Genomic DNA, 20,369 nt, shown 5'->3' on the forward strand with positions numbered 1-20,369 from the left:
AAGCTGCTTTTTCTGCGTATGAGTTGGTGTTTTGCAAAAGGCTTCCCAATTTTTATGTATAATGGTGTTTAATACAGTAGTTTTGCGAAGCGCTTGGCAAACAAATTGTTTTGGCGTTCCCTTCTGTTTTCAGATTCATTATCTTTTATCTTAACTTTGGTCATCTGCATAACTTATGTCCCTGTCGAATAAAATTAAAGAACAAATAACCCAGTGGTATAAGGGGCTGTCATCACAAATTGATGGGTTTATTCCCCGAGCACCACAACGTCAGATGATAGCGGAAGTAGCAAAAAATTTGGCAGATGATGACGGTCGCCACCTTGTTATTGAGGCGCCGACAGGGGTGGGGAAAACGCTGTCTTATTTAATACCCGGTATTGCAGTGGGAAGAGCCGAAGGTAAAACGCTAGTCGTCAGTACGGCAAATGTGGCGCTGCAAGACCAGATTTATAGCAAAGATTTGCCGTTATTGAGCAAAATTATTCCTGATTTGAAATACACTGGCGCATTTGGCCGAGCACGTTACGTTTGCCCTCGCAATTTAGCCGCAATCTGTGCGGCAGAAGGCGAGCAAATTGACTTAATGCTATTAGTGGAAGATAAAACAGAGGTCGCAAATAGCGAAGAGCGGGCTATCTGCCAACAGCTTAGCCATGATTTCCAAAGTTTTGCATGGGATGGCCTAAGGGACCACCATAAGCGCTCTTTCAGTGATAACTTATGGCGTAAAGTCAGCACAGATAAAATGAATTGTTTAGGCCGAAATTGCCAATTTTACCAGCGCTGTCCATTTTTTATTGCTAGACGGGAAATTGAAGATGCAGATGTTGTGGTTGCAAACCATGCATTAGTGATGGCGGCGATGGAAAGCGAGTCGGTGCTACCTGATCCTAAAAAATTATTACTAGTACTTGATGAAGGGCACCATGTTCCTGATGTCGCAAGGGATGCCCTTGAAGTTGAAGGTGAAATTACGTTAGTTCAATTAACTGCTCAGCTTGATAATTTTATTCATCATGTAGGGCAATATATGGGGCAGTTTCGGCCAGTAAAGCCGCCAAAATTAGCTAATCCGGAGCGGCTACAACAACATGCTGAAAAATTACGAGAGTCATTTCGTGATTTTTCTATGTTAGCGAATGCTTTACTACCTGAAACGTCGAAAGAGAATGAATATTTATTTCCTCTAGGGGTACTACCAGAGCCAATGCAGTTAAGTTGCCAAATGCTCTTTAAGCAAACGGATGCTCTAAAAGGGTTAGCAGAAGCGATATTAAACGATTTAACTGAACAAACGGCAAAGCAAGACATTGTTCGCTTACATCGCTCTATTTTAACAACTAGTCGGGCTATGGGTTATTTTGAAAATATGGCAAAGCTTTGGCGTTTGGCAGCCTTAGACCAAAGCTCAGGGGCGCCAATATCTAAATGGCTAAGTCGGCGCTATGAAAAAAACCAATCACGCGTCTTTATGCATTGCGCGGGGATCCGCGTTAGCGAGCAATTGCAACATTTACTGTGGCGAAATGTGCCACATATTGTGATTACTTCGGCAACGCTTAGGTCTCTAAACAGTTATTCGCGTTTTATGGAACTGACAGGGCTATCAGAAAAAAATGATGATCGTTTTGTCACCCTTTCTTCGCCTTTTAATCATATTGAGCAAGGGAAAATTATTATTCCTCAAATGGAATATGAGCCAACTATTCATAGTGAAGCTCAGCATTTAGCTGAAATGGCGGCATTTTTCCGTGAGCAGTTTATAAAAGATACTCACCGTGGGGTCTTGGTATTGTTTAGCAGCCAACGTGCAATGGAAGGGTTCCTTGAGCATGTTAAAGACCTACGGTTACAGCTTTTAGTTCAAGGGGATCAGCCTCGCTATCGGTTAGTCGAAACACATTGTGAAAGAATTAACCAAGGGCTATCCAGTGCTTTGGTTGGTTTGCAATCTTTTGCGGAAGGGTTAGATTTAAAAGGTGAGTATCTTACCCAAGTCCATATTCATAAGATTGCATTTCCTCCGGTAACAAACCCTGTGATTATTACAGAAGGTGACTGGCTAAAGTCATTGAAACGTTACCCTTTTGAAGTACAAAGTTTACCAAGTGCTTCATTTAATTTAATCCAACAGGCAGGTCGGCTAATTCGTAGTCATGAATGTTATGGTGAAATAATTATTTATGATAAACGCTTACTGACAAAAAATTATGGAAAGCGTTTATTAAATGCTTTGCCTGTATTCCCTATTGAGCATCCTAAAATGCCTGAAAAACCATAGGGAAGTCATTCGGTTTATATCGCTATTGGTCTATTTTAGAAAAATATCAATGGTGATATAAAAGTAGTAAATATTGGTTTTTAAGCAAAAATAAAAGGCCACATTGCTGTGGCCTTCGGTCAATTAAAATTGACTCTAGGGTACGACATTACTCAATATTTGCTTCTAAGAACCAAAGGAATTTATCCATATCACGGGAAGCTGCGGTAAACATATCAGCGGTGTCTTCATCTTCGACTTCATCAATGGCTTTACGGATATCATTTGCCACAACAGCATAGCGATCAGCTAAGGCTTTTAAGTGGTCTTGTACACTGTGAATATTGATAGGGTAAGCCTCTAAAGAGGTAAAACGATTAACCTCTTGGGTTGTACCGATTGCTACGCCACCTAATTGGACAGCACGCTCAGCAAATTCATCTAAGTGTTCCACAAGGGTTGACCTAAAGCCGTCTAACATTTCATGAACTGCAATAAAGTTACGACCACGCATATTCCAATGTGCTTGTTTAGTCATCAAAGAGAGATCGGTAAAATGGACTACCATAACATTAAGGATACCAATGGTTTCCAATTTTACGCTATCTTCCATATCATTACGGGTATATAAAAGTTCAGTTGAAGATGCTTTAAATAATTTAGCTGTGCTCATGATTCATCCTCTCTTAAATATGAATTTGTTTAATAACCTCATCTGCTAATAAATATAAAATATTAAAGTGTATTTGTCATAGCGTAATAAACGATTAATTTAATAGGTCTATCCGATATGCTTTAATTCATTGTGGATGTTGAGGATTAATTGTTTTTTGCAATAAGTGCTATAGATGTAATTAATGAATATTTAAATATTAAAATAAAAATAACAAATGATTATTTCAAACAGATGAATAAATCTTTACATCAAAAAAGGTTAATAAACACAGGAAAGACAGTCTTTATTAACCTAATGTACTAATTAGCCTATTTTACAATAGACTAAGAAACTTTCTCAATTTTTGATTTAGGCGTAGCGGTCGAGGTAGAGCCTATCGAAGCGCAAACGATACACAATAAAGCTAGCCATTGAGTCATTGTTAAGTGTTCTTGTAAGAAAACAATACCTAAAAATGCCCCCATACAAGGTTCAAGGCTCATTAGCGTACCAAATGTACGAGCTGGTAAGCGTGTGAGTGCAATCATTTCCAATGTATAAGGAAATGCGGTCGATAAAATGGCTACCGCTAATGCAAGAGGCAAAATAGAAGGGTCAAACATGACTTCAAACCCTGTTTGCATTAAACCTATCGGGAAGAAGATCATGGCCGAGATAAATGAACCGATAGCTACAGTTGCTGCGCCATAACCGGCTCCTGCTCGCTGACCAAAAATAATATAAATCCCCCAACAAACACCAGCTCCTAGCGCATAAATAGCACCTAGTGGGTCAATGGAATTAATATTATCGCCAATAGGCAGTAAGAATAATAACCCAGTTATAACAAGAGCTATCCAAAGGAAATCGATAGGTCGGCGAGATGAAAACATCGCGACCGCTAAAGGCCCTGTGAATTCTAATGCAACTGCTATCCCTAATGGAATCCGCTCTAGTGACAGATAAAATAGGTAGTTCATCGTACCTAAGGATAAACCATATGTGAGCAATGGGACGAGTGAGCTTCTTCTGAATTTTAAGCGCCAAGGCTTGAAAATAATAAAGAGTATAATTGTAGCCAGCAATAAACGTAAACCAGTAACACCGGGAGCGCCGATAACAGGAAATAAAGTTTTAGCTAAAGATGCACCGCTTTGAATAGAGGCCATTGCAAGCAGTAATAACCCTATAGGCAATAGCGGCAGAGCGCTCTTTTTTGTGTCGGCAGACATAAATAAGTAAACCTCGGAAAACGTAACTGAGTTGGTAATAAATATTTAGAAAATAAGTATTTGGTTATGAAAAATAATTTCTTAATGATTATCTCATAAAAACAAGAGGCTTTATATTTCTTTATTGCCAATAACCTTCTACCCTAGGGGATAAAGTGCTTTATAGCTAAGTTTAGATTAAGAGTAATGCTATAAGCAAAAATTTATAATAATTTCATTATGACAAATAATGTAGGGTTGAGCTTCTATATTAGGCTCGTATAATCCTCTTTTCTAAAAAAGTCATAATCAAAAGGGAAATGAGGGTCAAATGGGAAAAATTAAAAGCGTTGCCGTCTATTGTGGTTCAAGCATGGGAAAACATGAAATCTATCAGCAAAAAGCGATAGAGTTTGCTAAAGAGATGGTTAAACGTGATATCACGTTAGTTTATGGTGGGGCGAGCGTAGGAATTATGGGAACCATTGCTGATACCATCCTTGCTTTAGGGGGGAATGTTGTTGGGGTGATCCCATCGTTATTAGAAGAGCGGGAAATTTCGCATAAAAATTTAACGCAGCTGTATAAAGTAGACACTATGCATCAACGAAAAAATAAAATGATTGAGCTTGCGGATGCATTTGTTGCTTTACCGGGGGGCTATGGCACTTTGGAAGAATACGCAGAAGTCTTCACATGGAGCCAAATTGGCTTACATACTAAGCCTTGTGCTCTGTTTAATATCAATAATTATTGGCAGCCATTAGTTGATATGACTAATAAGATGGCAGATGAAGGTTTTTTACATGAAAAATATCGTCATATGGCAATAGTTGATGATTCCCCAGAGAGGATACTAAATAGTTTTGAATCATATATTGCGCCGCCAGTTAAAACTTACGACTAACGTCTCTTCTTAATGCAATAAACGGAAAGAACGATGATAAGACTAGCGATAAAAAGCGATGTAGGGGCTATTTCATCACTTTATCAAATTTTATTTGCGGAAATGGCTGCATTTGACCCTGAACGGATTAAGCCAGCTCAGCAAGCTCTTGAGTTTATTGAGAATGCAATAACTGATGATAAATTTCATCTGTTAGTAGCTGAATTTGAAGGTGAAATTAAAGGGTTTTGTATTGCTCAACAACAATCTGCCGATCCTTATAATTGCATCGTCCCTAGAAACTTTGGTTATATCTTTGATTTGGTAGTTGCCCCGAATTTTCGTGGTAAAAAAGCAGGTCAAGAATTGTTAAATGGCATGAAATCGTGGGCGAAGAGCAAACAATTTAGCCACCTAGAACTCTCAGTGCTGGCACAAAATCGCCAAGCCATTAAGTTTTATGAACGAGAAGGATTAACCGAGATCAGCCGGACAATGGGGATTAAACTTTAGTTTGGTGTTAAATCAACTTTTCCTTCTGTGTTATTAATCCGCTAAAAACAGCACAAGATCTAAGCGGCGTAATATGGCATAATGCGCCGCTATTTATACCTGCTGTAATCTATGTACTCAAATGACTGGCGTGTGAAATTTATTTTGTTATCCAAATACCCATTTTGGGGGATTTCCGTTCGCTTACGCTGTTGTCATATAAACTTATTCATCGCAGGTTATTTTACACCGTTTAATTTAAGGCATAGCAGTGTTAACAACGAACAATATCACTATGCAGTTTGGCAGTAAGCCGCTGTTTGAAAATATTTCAGTTAAATTTGGAACTGGTAACCGTTATGGTTTGATCGGCGCAAATGGCGCAGGTAAATCGACATTTATGAAGATCTTAGGTGGTGACTTAACGCCAACTTCAGGAAATGTGAGTACGACAGATCCAAATGAACGTATTGGTAAACTTCGCCAAGATCAGTTCGCATTCGAAGAATACACTGTGCTAGATACAGTAATTATGGGTCATATCGAACTGTGGAATGTGAAGCAAGAACGCGACAGAATCTATGCACTTCCTGAAATGAGCGAAGAAGATGGTTATCGAGTTGCTGACTTAGAAGTCGCTTACGGTGAAATGGATGGCTACAGTGCGGAAGCTCGAGCTGGCGAATTATTACTCGGTGTGGGTATTCCTGTTGAGCAGCATTATGGGCCAATGAGCGAGGTTGCTCCAGGTTGGAAATTGCGGGTACTTTTGGCGCAAGCATTATTCTCTGACCCAGATATTTTATTGCTTGATGAGCCGACGAATAACTTGGATATCGATACTATCCGTTGGTTAGAGCAAGTATTGAATGACCGCAATTGCACAATGATCATTATTTCCCATGATAGGCACTTTTTAAATACGGTGTGCACACACATGGCGGACTTAGATTACGGTGAATTGCGTTTATTTACCGGTAATTATGATGAATATATGATTGCTGCGACACAGGCTCGCGAACGCTTACTTTCTGATAACGCGAAGAAAAAAGCGCAAATTGCTGAACTACAATCTTTTGTGAGCCGTTTTAGTGCAAATGCTTCTAAATCGAAGCAAGCAACTTCACGGGCTCGTCAAATTGACAAAATTCAGCTTGATGAAGTTAAAGCTTCTAGCCGTCAAAACCCATTCATTCGTTTTGAGCAAGAGAAAAAACTATTCCGTAATGCGCTTGAATTAGAAGCAGTAACAAATGGTTATGACCAAGGTCCACTATTCAAAAATGTCAATTTACTGTTGGAAGTGGGCGAGAAAATGGCCGTGATCGGTGCCAATGGTATTGGTAAGACGACTTTCTTAAAAACACTGATGGGCGAACAACCAGCCACCAGTGGTGTGGTTAAATGGTCTGAAAACAGTAAGATAGGCTATTATGCACAAGACCATGCCGAAGATTTTGAAACAGACCTAACTGTTTTTGACTGGATGAGCCAGTGGAAAAATGAAGGTGATGATGAGCAAGCGGTACGCAGTATTTTAGGTCGCTTGTTGTTCTCTCAAGATGATATTAAGAAAAAAGTTAAAGTATTATCGGGTGGTGAACAAGGCCGTATGCTGTTTGGTAAGTTGATGATGCAACAGCCGAATGTGTTAATTATGGATGAACCCACTAACCACTTGGATATGGAATCTATTGAGTCATTAAACTTAGCCCTTGAAATGTATAAGGGGACGCTAATATTTGTTTCCCATGACCGTGAATTTGTAAGTTCACTAGCAAGTCGCATTTTAGAAATCAAAGAAGATAAAGTTATTGATTTCAAAGGAAGTTATGATGAGTATCTAACTAGCCAAGGCGTAGTGCTCTAATCATATTTTAACTTTTAGTATCGATTGAGTATGCTCAGTCACTAAAAAGCCCCCCAATTATTGGACAATCCATTTGGGGGGCTTTTTTATTTAAAGAAAGCTAATGCTTACTTAGTTCTTCTTAACAAATTCAGATTTCAGCTTCATTTGGCCAAAACCGTCAATCTTACAATCAATATTATGGTCACCTTCGACTAAACGGATCCCTTTCACACGGGTACCGATTTTCAGCATTGAAGAACTGCCTTTGACTTTAAGGTCTTTAACTACAGTGACAGTATCGCCATCAGCTAATAGGTTGCCATTGGCATCTTTTACAATGAGCTCATCAATATCAGCTTCAGGCTCGGCATCATTCCATTCATGCGCACACTCAGGGCAGATATACATATCATTATCAGTATAGGTGTATTCAGACTGACATTTAGGGCAAGGAGGGAATTGCATATTCATACTCTCAGTAACGTTATCAAAATAATAAACTGTGGTAACAGCGCTAGCCGTAAATGCCACAAAAGAGGGATAGTATAAGGTGAAAGGGCAAAAAAAATATTTTTTCAGATTATTCTTAATTTACTGCAAGTGTAATGGAAAGGCGAGAAACTTCCCGCCTAATTGAACTTGGTTTGATTATTAGTGTTGACCGCATACTTCGCAATGTGGGTCTTTAGTTAGCTTAAATTGGCGAAAATCCATAGTCATAGCATCAAATAGCAACACTTTCCCCGAATTTACTTGGCCATAGTTAGCCAGTAATTTAATCGTTTCCATCGCTTCCAAGGTACCAATAGTGCCAACTAAAGGCGACATCACACCAGCCTCGACACAAGTTAAACTATTTTCTCCAAATAACCGGCTTAAGCAGCGATAGCATGGGGTATCATCTTGATAAGTAAAAACGGACAATTGACCTTCCATGCGAATAGCTGCACCGGAAATAAATGGTTTTTTATGAGGTAAACATAAACGATTTAACTGCTCACGAATGGCTACATTGTCGGTGCAGTCTAAGACCACATCATGGCGTTTAATTAATTCATCAAGCTGTTGGTCATCTAATTGCATATTAACTGTGTCAATACGAATATGCGGATTGATAGCACTAAGCTGCGATTTAGCTGAATTAACTTTAGGCTCACCAATAGTTGCATCGCGGTGCAAAATTTGCCTTTGCAAGTTTGATAATGACACCGTATCAAAATCAACCAAGGTTAAGTGACCGACTCCAGCTGCCGCAAGGTATTGGGTCGCTGCGCAACCTAAGCCACCTAGACCGATAACGAGCGCATGGCTGGATTTGAGTTTTTCTTGCCCGTCAAAATCAAACCCGCGTAAGATAATTTGGCGGTTGTAACGCAGCATTTCGTCATCACTGAGTTCTTGCACGATAATTATTCGCTTTTCAATAAGTAGTTAAACATTTCAACTTCGACCATTTCTCCCGCTTCAACTCGACCGCGTTCTCTTTCTAATACGATAAAACAGTTCGCTAAGCTAAATGAGCTAAATACATGCGACCCTTGGTGGCCAGTAGTGGCGACGTGTAATTGCCCTTGTTCGTCGGCCGTTAAAATACCACGTTGGAAATCAAGGCGGCCCGGTGTCTTTTTCAGTGGTGTAGTGACTGGTACTTTAAAACGCAGCGGTGTATACCATTGGCTGTGCCCTGAGAGGCGGGCGATCAGCGGTTGTACCAACTGATAAAAGGTTAATGCAGCAGAAACTGGGTTTCCTGGTAGACCGCAAAACCATGAAGAGCTGAGTTTGCCAAAAGCAAAAGGTTTCCCCGGTTTTATTGCCAACTTCCAAAAGCCAATCGAACCAAGCTTATCTAAAATTTGTTTGGTATAGTCAGCTTCCCCCACAGAAACACCACCGCTACTGATCACTAAATCTGCTTGTTGGTCGGCTTCGATAAAAGTCTGTTTTAGTTTCTCTGGGGAGTCGGGGATCACGCCAAAATCTAATATTTCACAGTTGAGTTTTTCGAGCATCAGGCGAACGGTAAAACGGTTAGTGTCATAAATTTGCCCGTCAGCTAATGGTTGGCCAACAGCCTGTAGCTCGTCTCCGGTGGAGAAAACGGCAACTTTTAAACGGCGATAGACGGTCACATCAGAAATGCCTAATGACGCAATAAGGGGTAATTGCGCTGTTGTCAGTAATGTGCCCGCAGGGAACACTGCGCTACCTTGGGCAATATCTTCCCCCGCTTTACGAATATTACTGCCTTTTTTAATTGGCTGTGTGAATATAATACCCTGCTCAGTTTGCTCTGTTGATTCTTGCATAACTACGGTATCAACGCCTTGGGGAATTGGAGCTCCGGTCATAATACGGATACAGCAACCTGCTTTAAGCTCCCCCTCCATCGGTTTACCTGCAAAAGATTTACCGGCAACTGGCAATGGGGTTTTGCCATCCCAATCAGCAAAACATAAACCATATCCATCCATCGCAGAATTATCAAATGGTGGAACATTAATCGGGGAAATCAGGTCAGTGGCGATAATACGTTGAGCTGAGCTGGTCAGTGGAATGATCTCTGTGCCTGTCACGGTTTTAGTGTTAGAGAGTAGCTTTTCTAATGCAAGCTCTAGAGAAATCAAATCGTTAGTATGACACTGATCCATAAATAATAACCCTCATTATTGTTATATGCCTTGAGGCTAAAAATGTGTTGGTAATGCATATTATGGCAGAAATACCTGATTGGGTGAATGAATAGAAATTGATTACAAATAGCTTTTAGTCAGATTTATATTAGTGAGCAATGAATTAAGCGATAATAAACTGCACGAAAAGCATACTTGATTTGTTGAAATGATGTTAAAAGTTGGAAATTGAATTATTCTATATAACAATAATATTCAGGCTTAATATGAGTGAATATAGTGTCAATAAAACCAATAACTTTTTCTCCAAGCCATAGCGCAAAGGCTTTTCATATCGCATTTACGGGGTTTCTCTCCTTAATCGTGGTGATGGGGATAGGGCGATTTACATTAACCCCTCAAGTGCCTTTAATGATCAAAGAACATCAGTTAACACTATCGACTGCCAGTGTTGTTGCTGCTTGTAATTATCTTGGTTATTTACTTGGCTCATTTGATGCGATGAGAGCACGCTCACACGTTGAAAAGCGCATGTGGTTAGGTGTTTGGGGCGCGGTAGTGATAACTCTGCTTAGCGCGTTGTTAAATGGGCCTATTTTACACAGCGTTGCCCGCTTTGTGATTGGTTGGGCGAGTGGAATAGCATTAGTTCTTGTCGCAGCATGGGCGAATGAAACCCTTGCTCGGTTAAATAGGCCAGCACTCAGTGTTGCTGTTTTTGCGGGCACAGGTGCTGGGATTTTTATTAGTGGTGTGCTGGCTGTTGCTATCCAAAGTTGGCATTTAACGGCTAGCCAAGCTTGGATTATTTATGGGGTACTAGCGCTGATCTTAAGCTTATATATTAGCCGATATTTACCCCGCAAAGGGCAGTGGGAAAGGCCTTCTGGTGAAATAAAAAAATTAATACTAACCCCAGAAATTAAACGTTTGGTTTGGTGTTATGGGTTGGCTGGTTTTGGTTATATTTTACCTGCTACATTTTTATCGCAAATGGCAGCACAGCGTTTCCCGGATAGCTTATTTGCCCAGTTTGTTTGGCCTATTTTTGGGGCATCAGCGGTTGTTGGGATTGTATTAGCTATGCTACTACGAAATTTGTCAACAACCCGTAATCGTTTAGCGATTAGCTTGTGGTTACAAGGGCTCGGTATTTTGATTGCGGAAGTGGTTCCCGACATTTCAGGTTTAGCATTTTCTGCGGTATTGGTCGGTTCAGGTTTTATGTGTACGGTGCAGTTAGCGCTTCAATTAGGGCGTGAACTTGCACCCGATCATAACCGTTTTATGGCAGGGTTATTGACAACATTTTATGCTATTGGGCAATTAATAGGGCCAACGCTATCATTTATATCCACGTCTTTAACAGGGCGATTGGAACCCGCGCTATATATCGCACTTATCGCCTTGGTAGTAGGCGGATTATTGGTTTATCGTTACCCTAAACGTGAGCTTCGTTAATAAATATTTAGTTCAGCATATTATATATGTGATAGTGATTTTAAATCATAGGATTACTATGGTGAAGAAAGTTGCCTATGGACATGCAAATATTTCACTCCCGCAGTTGAGGTTATACTGGATTATCTGTACCTGCTGTTTTAGAGTAAAGCGCACACCTGCATTTTTATAATAATAGTTACACCATTTGTGGAGGAACCCATGCCATCTCTGAGTAAAGAGGCCGAATTAGTTCATGCAGCTTTGGAAGCTAGAGGCTTAGAAACGCCTTTGCGTATCCAGCCGAAATCAGGCGAAGAGCGTAAGCAACTGATTGAAGGGCATATGACAGAGATCATGAAGCTACTGAATCTGGATTTATCTGATGATAGCTTAGCTGACACCCCTCGTCGTATTGCAAAAATGTACGTCGATGAGATTTTTTCAGGTTTAGATTATACTAATTTCCCAAAAATCACATTGATTGAAAATAAAATGAAAGTCGATGAGATGGTAACGGTACGGGATATCACATTAACCAGTACCTGTGAGCACCACTTTGTGACCATTGATGGTAAAGCGACGGTTGCTTATATTCCAAAAGATAAAGTCATTGGTTTATCAAAAATTAATCGTATTGTGCAGTTTTTCTCTCAGCGCCCGCAAGTTCAAGAGCGTTTAACTCAGCAAATTTTAGTCGCCTTACAAACGTTGTTGGGAACGACGAACGTTGCTGTTTCCATTGATGCCGTGCATTATTGTGTTAAAGCACGTGGTATACGCGACGCCACCAGCGCGACAACGACGACATCGTTAGGTGGGTTATTTAAGTCGAGCCAAAACACAAGGCAAGAGTTTCTACGTGCTGTTCGCCACTTATAAGTTATGGTAACAGCGGCATCGTCAAGGCGTATAGCGCAGCTTGACACTGTTCGTGGCATGGCAATTCTAGGTATTTTTCTTTTGAATATCTTTGGGTTTGCTTTGCCACAAGCAGCTTATTTAAACCCCTATTACACGTCAACGACCTCTCCTTCAGAAGCCTATATCTGGGTTGTTTTCAATGTGCTGTTTCAAGGCAAGGTTTTGGCCATTTTTTCTATTTTATTTGGGGCGACTTTAGCATTATTACAGTCGCGAACATTGAGATGGAATCATTGCCGGCTTTTTATCTTAGCTATCTTTGGAGTTATTCATGGTGTGCTTTTTTGGGATGGAGACATTCTTCTTGCTTATGCATTGACAGGGTTAGTCGCTGTGTATCTAATTAATTATTATAGTGACCGAGTATTGTTAAACCTCGCTGTTACCATTTATTTAGTTGGTTTGATTATATTATTTATTTTAGGTAGTGGCGTTGACCCGAGCCATTTTTGGCAAATTTCAGCGCAACAGGTAGCTGATGAGCAAATGGTAAGAATTGCGGGGGGAATCGAAGGGGTTATTTACCGCACAACAGAAATGTTTATCATGGTAGAAATGCTGGTCATCCAATATGGCTGGCAATTATTAGCGCTAATGGTCATTGGGGCGTTATTAATTAAAAATGGTTGGCTTAAAGGGCAATTTAGTCCACAACATTACCGGAAAATAGCTAAATTATTTATTGTTCCTGCGCTGGTGGTGCAAATTATCGCGTTATATGCACAAAGCCAATTAAATTGGAGCTATTTTGCTACTTCAATTGTAGGGTACATTATTAATGAGTTAGTTACCCCTTTTCAATCATTGGGTTATATCGCATTAGTATATGGCTTTTGGGGTAAAATCCAGTCTAGTAAATTGGTTGATTACCTACAGAATGTGGGGCGAATGGCATTAAGTAACTATATTTTACAAACCCTGATTTGTACGACAATATTTTATCACCTAGGGTATTTTGGGGTATTCAGCCGTGTTGAATTACTGCTTTTTATTCCAATAATTTGGGCTATAAACTTATTATTTTCTCATTATTGGTTGCGAGTATTTCGCCAAGGGCCACTTGAATGGTGCTGGCGTACGTTAACTGAAAAGTTGTATCGTTAAGCGGTTATCGACTTTAATGATGGCTTATTCACTTAGGTCAGTTAGTTTAATTTATTTATTTCTTCGGGTGAAACCGCTGGATAGCCTTTAATACCATCCGGCATTTTTATTGGAGCAGGTATAGATTCTTGCTCCCCTAAGAACTTTGGTTCGCGCTTTAAAATATATAAATCAGCTAATGCACCGAGCCGTGCGAACACTTCCCGAGCCCTGACTCTATACATTCCTTCGGGGGTGGGGACCGCTAAACATTGCGCATCAATACCTTTATGTTTTGCTATAAAGACCGCTCGCTCACAATGGAAACGTTGGGTAATGATAGTAAAATTATCGGTATCAAAAACCTTCTTAGTACGAACTACAGAATCCAGAGTCCTAAAACCTGCAAAATCAAGAACAATCTTTGACGCGGGAACACCTTCTTTAATAAGGTCTTTGCGCATATTGATGGGTTCATTGTAATTATGTGCACCATTATCACCACTTAAGAGCAAATACTTTACTTTGCCACTACGGTAAGCTTCTGCTGCACCTTTAATGCGATAGGAATAGTAGAGGTTAGTCACACCGGATGTGTAATATTTTGATGTACCAAGCACCATGCCAACATCGCGTGCAGGCAATTTTTCTATATCTTCATAGATATAGGGAGCGGTATCCCAGCTTATCCAGCGATCAAGCAAAATAATGGTCGTTATTGCTATCCCTGCAAGAATAAAAAGACCAATAATCAGACGTTTCCTCATGTCCTAGCCTTGAAAATAAAAAATCATAAATGAGATTGCTAGCCTTAATTGACCAGAGCTTCTAGGCTACTTGAGTTAAATAAGTGGCGCAAGTCACGTAACGTAAAGTCGTGTCAATGTTAGCCCTTTGTATAAGGTTGACGAATATTAAAGCGCATTATTGTGTGAAAAAACATCAGCGATTGGATGAAAAAATTGAAAGTTTGCCATTATAAACAGTGAGCAGTTTCACATCTCGGTAGTTTTTATGTCATAAGGCTATCTGTTATGAAATTTTAATTCTATATTTATATTTTGTTGTGAAATTAAATTTCTTTAAATGTAGTCTATCTTTGATAATAAACACAGTAACCTGATAGGTGAAAAGCATGAAACTAACGACATTAATCGCGGCAAGTGCGGTACTGATTACTTCAAGCGTAGCAGCAAAAGATTACCAAATTAACCATACAGAACAGTTGAAATCACTGAATGATGCGACTAAAAGTGCTGAAATCTGGGAACAGGCAGAGGTATTGACGGACTTTACTTATCCATGGGAAAAAGAAGCCGCTCCGAAAACAGATTTTCGTGCACTTTGGAGTGATGACGCATTATATTTTCGTTTTATTGCCGAAGATAAAGACATACAGCTGGGGGATGACCCTGATAAAGACCAAGCAGTATTAGATTCTGATCGTGTAGAGCTATTTTTTGCTACCAGCCCTGAACTAAAGCCTTATTATACTGCTGAAATGGACCCTAAAGGGCGTACTTTTGACGCGAAGGCTAATTTTTATCGGGAGGTCGACCCTAGTTGGAATTGGGAAACGCTGCAAACCGTGGGTGAAATAACACCAAACGGCTATATATTAACAGGCAAGATTGACCTTGATGAGTTCAGCAAGCTTAATTTATGGCAAGACAAAGATAAGAAAACCCTAATGTGCGCTATCTTACGCGGGGAGTTTAGTACTGGTGAGCCTAAGCAAGTCCGTAAGTGGATTAGCTGGATCAAACCTGATTCTGTAAAACCTGATTTTCATATACCTTCTGCTTTTGGCACCTGTAAATTTGTAAAATAACGCTATGAGCGGCAGTATTTCACTGCCGCTTTTTCCCTTAGAACATGAATGAACTGTGAGAAAGATCATAATCATCACTTTAGTTGATTTTATTATTGTAATTTAAATTGAAATAGAAATTCATATATAGTAATTTTTATTGAAATTAAATTTCAAATGCAATGAGGGGTGTTTCAATGTCTCTAGCCGAAAGTACTCTGAGTGACTGTCTACAAAATGAATTCAATCAGGAAACCTTACAGTTTTCACGTTTGGAGACATTATCGATGGTTACACTAATTAACCAAGCGGATAGCACAGTTGCAGGGGCTATTCAGACCGTTTTACCCGCGATTGCAGAGGCGGTTGATGCTATTGCTGAGTGCTTAAAACAAGGCGGTCGTTTGTTTTATATCGGTGCGGGGACTAGTGGAAGGCTTGCAGTCTTAGATAGCGCGGAGTGCCCTCCAACTTTTGGTACCTCACCAGAATTAGTGCAATCAATTATTGCTGGTGGTCAAGATGCGATGCTAAAGGCAGTTGAAAATATTGAAGATTCACCTGAAGCAGCAATAGAAGAATTGAAAAAGCGCCAGCTTTGTGGAAAAGACGTTGTTGTGGGTATCGCTGCAAGTGGGCGAACTCCATTTACTTTAGCAGGGATTGACTATGCCAATGGGCTTGGTGCGTTAACCGTTGCTATCACGACCCGGGGCCGCGGGCTCTTAAGTCATATTGCAAAAATAGCGATTGCGCCAGATGTAGGGCCTGAAGTGCTATCAGGCTCAACGCGCATGAAGAGTGGTACCGCCCAAAAAATGATTTTAGGTATGTTAAGTACATGTGTTATGGGCCGCCTCGGCCGTATCCACACTAACTTAATGATTGATGTCGTTGCCAGTAATATTAAATTATTACGCCGTGCAGAACGAATTGTCAGTGAAGTTTGCGGTATTGATACACAAATAGCCGCAGAGTTATTAGTGCAAGTGGATTACCACCCACGACGCGCAATTTTAATGTATGAATTACAAATTAGTGCACAGCAAGCAACGGATATAGTTCAGCAGCATCCAAATACAACACTGGATAAAATGTTAGAAACTCACCGTTAATAAACCGGTATAGCATGATGGAGAGCCAAGCTATTGGCTCAGCCAACATCAGGGGAATAATATGGCTAATAAGATAGAACATCTGGAAGTACTCGCCAGAGAAATAGAAAAATATGCGGGCGGCTTTGAGAACGTGGCAACTTTAACTCACTGTATGACTCGTATCCGTTTAGTGTTAAAGGACAATAGCAAGTTTGATGCTGATGCGTTGAAGCAAATTGATGGTGTGAAAGGTGTTATTTTTAATGGTGAGCAACAGCAGGTGATTGTTGGTATGGGCACCGCAGCAAAAGTTTTTTCAGTAATGAATAAGCGAATGCAGGGTAGTGCATCAGCCACCACAGCCGAGCAAGTTCCTGTAGAGAAAAAAGCGTTTTCTATTCGTCGTACTTTAAACACCTTGGCTGCTATATTTGTTCCTACTATTCCAGCTCTGATTGGTTGCGGCCTTATTATGGGGCTTATCAATATTGTTCGTTTGGTTGCACCAGGGGTTGTAGAACAATTTCCAGAGCTATTCAAATTATTGAAATTAATCGGCAGTTCAGTATTTGTTTATCTATCAATTATGATTGGGGTAAATACGGCAAAGGAACTCGGCGCATCGACCTCAATTGGTGCGGTTATGGCGGGCTTGCTCTCCATGCCGGGATTGGCTGATATTACTTTATTTGGCTCCAAACTGGTACCAAATAGTGGTGGGATATTCGCCGTCTTGATGGTCGTTGTTTTTTCGTCAAAATTTGAAGTGTGGTTTCGAAGTATTATCAAAGAAAGCCTTGATTTGATAGTCACACCATTTGTTACGATCTTAGTATCAGCAATGGTTGCCATTATCGTATTCCAACCTGCTGGCCATTATTTGAATCAAATCTTGGCGCAAGGTGTTTCTGTTGCATTACTGGATAGTGGTGGTGGTGCTGTAGCGACAGGTGGGGTCTTAGGCGGTAGTTTCTTATTTTTACTGTTAACGGGTCTGCACCAAGGGTTGATACCTATCCATGCGGAAATTTTACAAACCTTTGGTCTGAATTATTTATTCCCAATCTTAGCAATGGGCGGTATGGGGCAGGTAGGTTCTTGTTTCTGGGTGTATTTAAAAACTAAAAATCAACGGTTGAAAAAAACGCTAGTCGGGGCATTGCCGGTCGGTATTTTTGGGGTAGGTGAACCATTGTTATTTGGTGTGTCATTACCGCTAGGTAAGCCCTTCATAGCTGGCTGTATTGGTGGTGCTGCTGGTGGTGCATTAATGGCCTTTTTCCATGTTGGTATTATCATCCCATTTGGCACCGCTGGGTTATCGTTAATCCCATTAGTAGGAGATGGGCAAATACTGGACTTTCTAATTGCAGTTGCAGGCGCATGGATTGTCGGGTTCATTGCCAGTATGATAATAGGCTTCACTGATCCAGAAAAATAACTAGAAGGAATAGCCATGTCGACACTGACGGTAAAACTGGAAAGCTTACAAACTAGAGGTAAAGGCACTGAGCAGCGAATTGCCACATTTTTGTTGGATAATCGTGACAGTATGATTGCGATGAATGCCGCAGAATTAGCACAAGCTGCTGGGGTCAGTAGTGCGTCTGTTATCCGCTTTTCACGCCAGATGGGTTACCGTGGCTATCCTGAATTTAAAGTTGATTATTTGTCTGATGAAAAACAACATAAAGCGGAAAGCTTATACGGTAATCTGAGCCGTAATGATGGAACGGAGCAGATAATCGCTAAAACAGGGCAAATGTTTATTTCGGCAATTGAAAAGTCATTGGATTTACTAGAACCGTCAGTTATCGATGACGTTGCCCAAAAAATGAATAATGCGAAGCGGATTGTATTGTTTGGTGTGGGGTCATCAGCAATTGTTGCCAGTGATATTTACCATAAACTTATTCGTATCAACAAGCATGCATTATTCAGCTACGACTTACATGTTCAGTTAAGTTATTCTGCTAATTTAAACCAAGATGATTTAGCTATTGCAGTGACTGCTCGTGGGAATACTCAAGAAATCAACCAGATGTTGCGAGCTGCGAAAGAGACAGGCTGCCCGACGGTTGCTTTAACTCGTTTCGGGCAAGATGAAGCGGTGAAATTAGCTGATTTCAGTTTACCTTATTTTTATGATGAACAGCATACACAGTTAGGGATAATTACCCCCCAAGTGTTACAGATGATCATCTTTGATACGTTGTTTTTTAAATATCTTACGTTAGTGGATAGTGATGCAGACTTAGCATTACAAAAAGGGCGACAAGCACTGATACAAGGCAAGAGTTAATGATTGTAACAGAGTTAGCAATAGGTGCTCTAATTGGGCTGATTATCAGTACAACGGGGGTTGGTGGTGGAGTGATTGTTCTGCCCATATTAACCTATTTTTTTGGGCTTAACGCATTAGCGGCTGTCGCGACAGCTAATTTTCTTTCGATGTTGATGAAAGTCTCTTCTTCCTATATGCATTTTCGGTTAGGCAATATTCCTTTTAAAGGGGCGATGATTGTTTTAGCCATTATGTTGCCGAGTACTTTTTTATCAAGTCTTTTAGTGACTTGGCTTGGGGGATTGCCTGGGTATCAACTACAAGTCGAATGGGGGATTAACCTTTTAGTTGCTGCTGCAATTATTTTCTCGTTGTATTTATTTATTCAGAGAATGTTTTTTGTTTCAGTCATTAAGCAAAAAATGGTAGAAACCAACCAACTAAAAGCGATGGCGCTCCCTGCTATTCTAGCCGGCGTGGTGCTAGGTGCAACGGGGGTGGGTGGTGGTGTTGTTGTGTTACCTATGCTATTGCGATATATGCAGCTGAATATTAAACAGGCAATAGGGACATCAATTTTTGTGACGACGTTATTATCGGGTTCATCAGCTTTGGCTTATGCACAGGATGGCTATACCGATTTAAAATTGGCGTTGATATTATGTGCTGGGGCATTGATGGTGATGCCCCTTGCGAAATATTTATTGGTTCATTTGTCTGAGCGCACTTTCCAATATGTCACATTGTTATTGATTGCCTGTAGTGCGGTGATGATGACTATGAATTTATTTTCTTTTTAGTTTTATCGTGTTAGGGCTCAGCTTTGCCATTGATTGAGCTCTTTTTCCATTTCTTGATAAATAAATTGACGCTCATAGTTAAGTTCTTCATCTTCGGATGATGAATACTGATTAAGTGCAAAAAACAGTAAAATAGCCGCAATTAAAGTAATTAATATACTAGATGTAAATTTTCCTCGGTTGGTTGCCTGTGGCGCAAGTACAAAAGCCCCACTAATAAATGCGCCAAGAACTGCACCGCCAATATGTGCCGCGTTATCAATCCCTGATTGCAAACCATTTACCAAAGTTAGACCTATCATGGCCATTATATTGTATAACGGGCGCTTTAACTGGTTTCGTTGTTCTATAGAAAGAGCAGGGTTATTGATGGCTTTTAAAAGGTAAATAACTGAGGCTGCGGCTAACCCCATAATGGCACCTGAAGCGCCAATACTAACAGTGATATAAACGGTATTATCGGGTAGATAAAGGCTGCTCCATGTATTTAATGAGGCTTGAGATGCCACTTCTTTTAATGCTTCTTGATATTGCCAATAAGCGCTGAAAAAGGCAGCTCCGATACCTGAAAATAGGTATATCGCGAGCATTCTAAATTTCCCATAGTTACGTTCGCATTCAATCCCAATAACAAACAAGGCCAACGTATTTAAAGCAAGGTGCATACCGCCTGAGTGCAATACCATACTGACTGGATAACGCCACCAATCCCCAGTTAATGAAAGTTGGTAAACATTGGCACCAAATAGCAATAAATTATTTTCTTGGGAATCGAGTGGGGCGGCATAATTGAGTTGATAAAAATAAACAACAATATTTAGCACCGCAATACAGAGCGTCAGGGCTATTGCCCATAGGGAAAATTTAGGTTTCTGCACAGTTGCTGCATTGAGGTCGCCAGTCATGTAAATATCCTATTAATCAGTCATGGACGTTATC

19 protein-coding genes are annotated in these 20,369 nt (G+C 40.3%); 12 read left to right on the plus strand and 7 right to left on the minus strand.

The annotated features are described in order from the left end of the window. Positions 1–175: 175 nt before the first annotated feature. Positions 176–2,284: an ATP-dependent DNA helicase DinG gene (gene dinG / locus ACHB7C_RS09100; RefSeq protein WP_131680499.1), complete on the plus strand. Its 2,109-nt coding sequence runs from the start codon at positions 176–178 to the stop codon at positions 2,282–2,284. 148 nt (positions 2,285–2,432) lie between these two features. Here the strand turns inward: dinG and dps are convergent, their stop codons facing one another. Together dps and rhtA are read right to left on the minus strand one after the other, a co-directional pair. Next, positions 2,433–2,936: a DNA starvation/stationary phase protection protein Dps gene (dps, locus tag ACHB7C_RS09105; RefSeq protein WP_042846588.1), complete on the minus strand. Its 504-nt coding sequence runs from the start codon at positions 2,934–2,936 to the stop codon at positions 2,433–2,435. 326 nt (positions 2,937–3,262) lie between these two features. Next, positions 3,263–4,150 carry a threonine/homoserine exporter RhtA gene (gene rhtA, locus ACHB7C_RS09110; RefSeq protein WP_042846587.1) on the minus strand — a complete coding sequence of 296 codons (888 nt, stop codon included), beginning with the start codon at positions 4,148–4,150 and terminating at the stop codon, positions 3,263–3,265. A 310-nt stretch (positions 4,151–4,460) separates the two neighbouring features. Here rhtA and ACHB7C_RS09115 point away from each other — a divergent pair, with 310 nt between their 5' ends. The 3 genes from ACHB7C_RS09115 (at position 4,461) to ACHB7C_RS09125 (ending at position 7,377) form a co-directional block, all read left to right on the plus strand. Next, positions 4,461–5,036 carry a TIGR00730 family Rossman fold protein gene (locus tag ACHB7C_RS09115; RefSeq protein WP_042846586.1) on the plus strand — a complete coding sequence of 192 codons (576 nt, stop codon included), beginning with the start codon at positions 4,461–4,463 and terminating at the stop codon, positions 5,034–5,036. A 33-nt stretch (positions 5,037–5,069) separates the two neighbouring features. Continuing rightward, complete coding sequence (locus ACHB7C_RS09120; protein ID WP_042846585.1) at positions 5,070–5,528, plus strand: GNAT family N-acetyltransferase; 459 nt, start codon at positions 5,070–5,072, stop codon at positions 5,526–5,528. Between the two features lie 250 nt (positions 5,529–5,778). Continuing rightward, complete coding sequence (locus ACHB7C_RS09125; RefSeq protein WP_042846584.1) at positions 5,779–7,377, plus strand: ABC-F family ATPase; 1,599 nt, start codon at positions 5,779–5,781, stop codon at positions 7,375–7,377. Between the two features lie 111 nt (positions 7,378–7,488). On the opposite strand, the gene ACHB7C_RS09130 is transcribed toward ACHB7C_RS09125, so the two are convergent. The 3 genes from ACHB7C_RS09130 to moeA form a co-directional block, all read right to left on the minus strand. Next, on the minus strand, positions 7,489–7,824 hold the full coding sequence (locus ACHB7C_RS09130; protein ID WP_042846644.1) for a zinc ribbon domain-containing protein YjdM: 336 nt from the start codon (positions 7,822–7,824) through the stop codon (positions 7,489–7,491). Between the two features lie 186 nt (positions 7,825–8,010). Continuing rightward, complete coding sequence (moeB, locus tag ACHB7C_RS09135; RefSeq protein WP_370661212.1) at positions 8,011–8,763, minus strand: molybdopterin-synthase adenylyltransferase MoeB; 753 nt, start codon at positions 8,761–8,763, stop codon at positions 8,011–8,013. 5 nt (positions 8,764–8,768) lie between these two features. After that, entirely contained in the window at positions 8,769–10,010 is a 1,242-nt protein-coding gene (moeA, locus tag ACHB7C_RS09140) for a molybdopterin molybdotransferase MoeA (RefSeq protein WP_395347058.1), read from the minus strand. A 261-nt stretch (positions 10,011–10,271) separates the two neighbouring features. Between moeA and ACHB7C_RS09145 the strand changes: the two genes are divergently transcribed. The 3 genes from ACHB7C_RS09145 (at position 10,272) to yeiB (ending at position 13,460) form a co-directional block, all read left to right on the plus strand. Beyond that, a complete protein-coding gene (locus ACHB7C_RS09145) occupies positions 10,272–11,453 on the plus strand; it encodes a YbfB/YjiJ family MFS transporter (protein WP_048606549.1) in 1,182 nt (393 codons plus the stop codon). A 201-nt stretch (positions 11,454–11,654) separates the two neighbouring features. Continuing rightward, positions 11,655–12,314 (plus strand): GTP cyclohydrolase I FolE, encoded by a 660-nt coding sequence (gene folE / locus ACHB7C_RS09150; RefSeq protein ID WP_042846580.1) that lies wholly within the window; start codon positions 11,655–11,657, stop codon positions 12,312–12,314. 3 nt (positions 12,315–12,317) lie between these two features. Further along, positions 12,318–13,460: a DUF418 domain-containing protein YeiB gene (gene yeiB, locus ACHB7C_RS09155; protein WP_042846579.1), complete on the plus strand. Its 1,143-nt coding sequence runs from the start codon at positions 12,318–12,320 to the stop codon at positions 13,458–13,460. A gap of 41 nt (positions 13,461–13,501) precedes the next feature. On the opposite strand, the gene sanA is transcribed toward yeiB, so the two are convergent. Further along, the gene (gene sanA, locus ACHB7C_RS09160; protein ID WP_042846578.1) at positions 13,502–14,206 is read right to left on the minus strand and encodes an outer membrane permeability protein SanA; all 705 of its coding nucleotides are present in this window, start codon (positions 14,204–14,206) and stop codon (positions 13,502–13,504) included. 368 nt (positions 14,207–14,574) lie between these two features. Here sanA and ACHB7C_RS09165 point away from each other — a divergent pair, with 368 nt between their 5' ends. From ACHB7C_RS09165 to ACHB7C_RS09185, 5 genes are all read left to right on the plus strand, one after another. After that, complete coding sequence (locus ACHB7C_RS09165) at positions 14,575–15,270, plus strand: carbohydrate-binding family 9-like protein (protein ID WP_166685358.1); 696 nt, start codon at positions 14,575–14,577, stop codon at positions 15,268–15,270. A gap of 176 nt (positions 15,271–15,446) precedes the next feature. Then, positions 15,447–16,364, plus strand: coding sequence for an N-acetylmuramic acid 6-phosphate etherase (murQ, locus tag ACHB7C_RS09170; RefSeq protein WP_042846576.1), 918 nt, complete (start codon positions 15,447–15,449; stop codon positions 16,362–16,364). Positions 16,365–16,425: 61 nt separating this feature from the next. Beyond that, positions 16,426–17,787, plus strand: a complete 1,362-nt coding sequence (locus tag ACHB7C_RS09175; RefSeq protein WP_349488677.1) for a PTS transporter subunit EIIC — start codon at positions 16,426–16,428, stop codon at positions 17,785–17,787. A 15-nt stretch (positions 17,788–17,802) separates the two neighbouring features. Next, entirely contained in the window at positions 17,803–18,648 is an 846-nt protein-coding gene (locus ACHB7C_RS09180; RefSeq protein ID WP_042846574.1) for a MurR/RpiR family transcriptional regulator, read from the plus strand. Further along, positions 18,648–19,430, plus strand: coding sequence for a sulfite exporter TauE/SafE family protein (locus ACHB7C_RS09185; RefSeq protein ID WP_042846573.1), 783 nt, complete (start codon positions 18,648–18,650; stop codon positions 19,428–19,430). Before ACHB7C_RS09180 ends, ACHB7C_RS09185 begins: the two co-directional genes overlap by 1 nt. Before the next feature lie 17 nt (positions 19,431–19,447). Here ACHB7C_RS09185 and ACHB7C_RS09190 read toward each other — a convergent pair whose 3' ends face one another. Continuing rightward, positions 19,448–20,335, minus strand: a complete 888-nt coding sequence (locus ACHB7C_RS09190) for a rhomboid family intramembrane serine protease (RefSeq protein ID WP_129466759.1) — start codon at positions 20,333–20,335, stop codon at positions 19,448–19,450. Positions 20,336–20,369 lie beyond the last annotated feature (34 nt).

The sequence above is a fragment of the Providencia sp. 2024EL-00732 genome (assembly GCF_044006275.1).
Taxonomy (GTDB): Bacteria; Pseudomonadota; Gammaproteobacteria; order Enterobacterales; family Enterobacteriaceae; genus Providencia; species Providencia huashanensis.

Excerpts from the sequence above, each read along its gene's own strand:
- dinG (WP_131680499.1), top strand. The coding sequence starts at position 176 with ATGTCCCTGTCGAATAAAATTAAAGAACAAATAACCCAGTGGTATAAG.
- dps (WP_042846588.1), bottom strand. The coding sequence starts at position 2,936 with ATGAGCACAGCTAAATTATTTAAAGCATCTTCAACTGAACTTTTATAT.
- rhtA (WP_042846587.1), bottom strand. The coding sequence starts at position 4,150 with ATGTCTGCCGACACAAAAAAGAGCGCTCTGCCGCTATTGCCTATAGGG.
- ACHB7C_RS09115 (WP_042846586.1), top strand. The coding sequence starts at position 4,461 with ATGGGAAAAATTAAAAGCGTTGCCGTCTATTGTGGTTCAAGCATGGGA.
- ACHB7C_RS09120 (WP_042846585.1), top strand. The coding sequence starts at position 5,070 with ATGATAAGACTAGCGATAAAAAGCGATGTAGGGGCTATTTCATCACTT.
- ACHB7C_RS09130 (WP_042846644.1), bottom strand. The coding sequence starts at position 7,824 with ATGCAATTCCCTCCTTGCCCTAAATGTCAGTCTGAATACACCTATACT.
- moeA (WP_395347058.1), bottom strand. The coding sequence starts at position 10,010 with ATGGATCAGTGTCATACTAACGATTTGATTTCTCTAGAGCTTGCATTA.
- folE (WP_042846580.1), top strand. The coding sequence starts at position 11,655 with ATGCCATCTCTGAGTAAAGAGGCCGAATTAGTTCATGCAGCTTTGGAA.
- yeiB (WP_042846579.1), top strand. The coding sequence starts at position 12,318 with ATGGTAACAGCGGCATCGTCAAGGCGTATAGCGCAGCTTGACACTGTT.
- sanA (WP_042846578.1), bottom strand. The coding sequence starts at position 14,206 with ATGAGGAAACGTCTGATTATTGGTCTTTTTATTCTTGCAGGGATAGCA.
- ACHB7C_RS09165 (WP_166685358.1), top strand. The coding sequence starts at position 14,575 with ATGAAACTAACGACATTAATCGCGGCAAGTGCGGTACTGATTACTTCA.
- murQ (WP_042846576.1), top strand. The coding sequence starts at position 15,447 with ATGTCTCTAGCCGAAAGTACTCTGAGTGACTGTCTACAAAATGAATTC.
- ACHB7C_RS09175 (WP_349488677.1), top strand. The coding sequence starts at position 16,426 with ATGGCTAATAAGATAGAACATCTGGAAGTACTCGCCAGAGAAATAGAA.
- ACHB7C_RS09180 (WP_042846574.1), top strand. The coding sequence starts at position 17,803 with ATGTCGACACTGACGGTAAAACTGGAAAGCTTACAAACTAGAGGTAAA.
- ACHB7C_RS09185 (WP_042846573.1), top strand. The coding sequence starts at position 18,648 with ATGATTGTAACAGAGTTAGCAATAGGTGCTCTAATTGGGCTGATTATC.
- ACHB7C_RS09190 (WP_129466759.1), bottom strand. The coding sequence starts at position 20,335 with ATGACTGGCGACCTCAATGCAGCAACTGTGCAGAAACCTAAATTTTCC.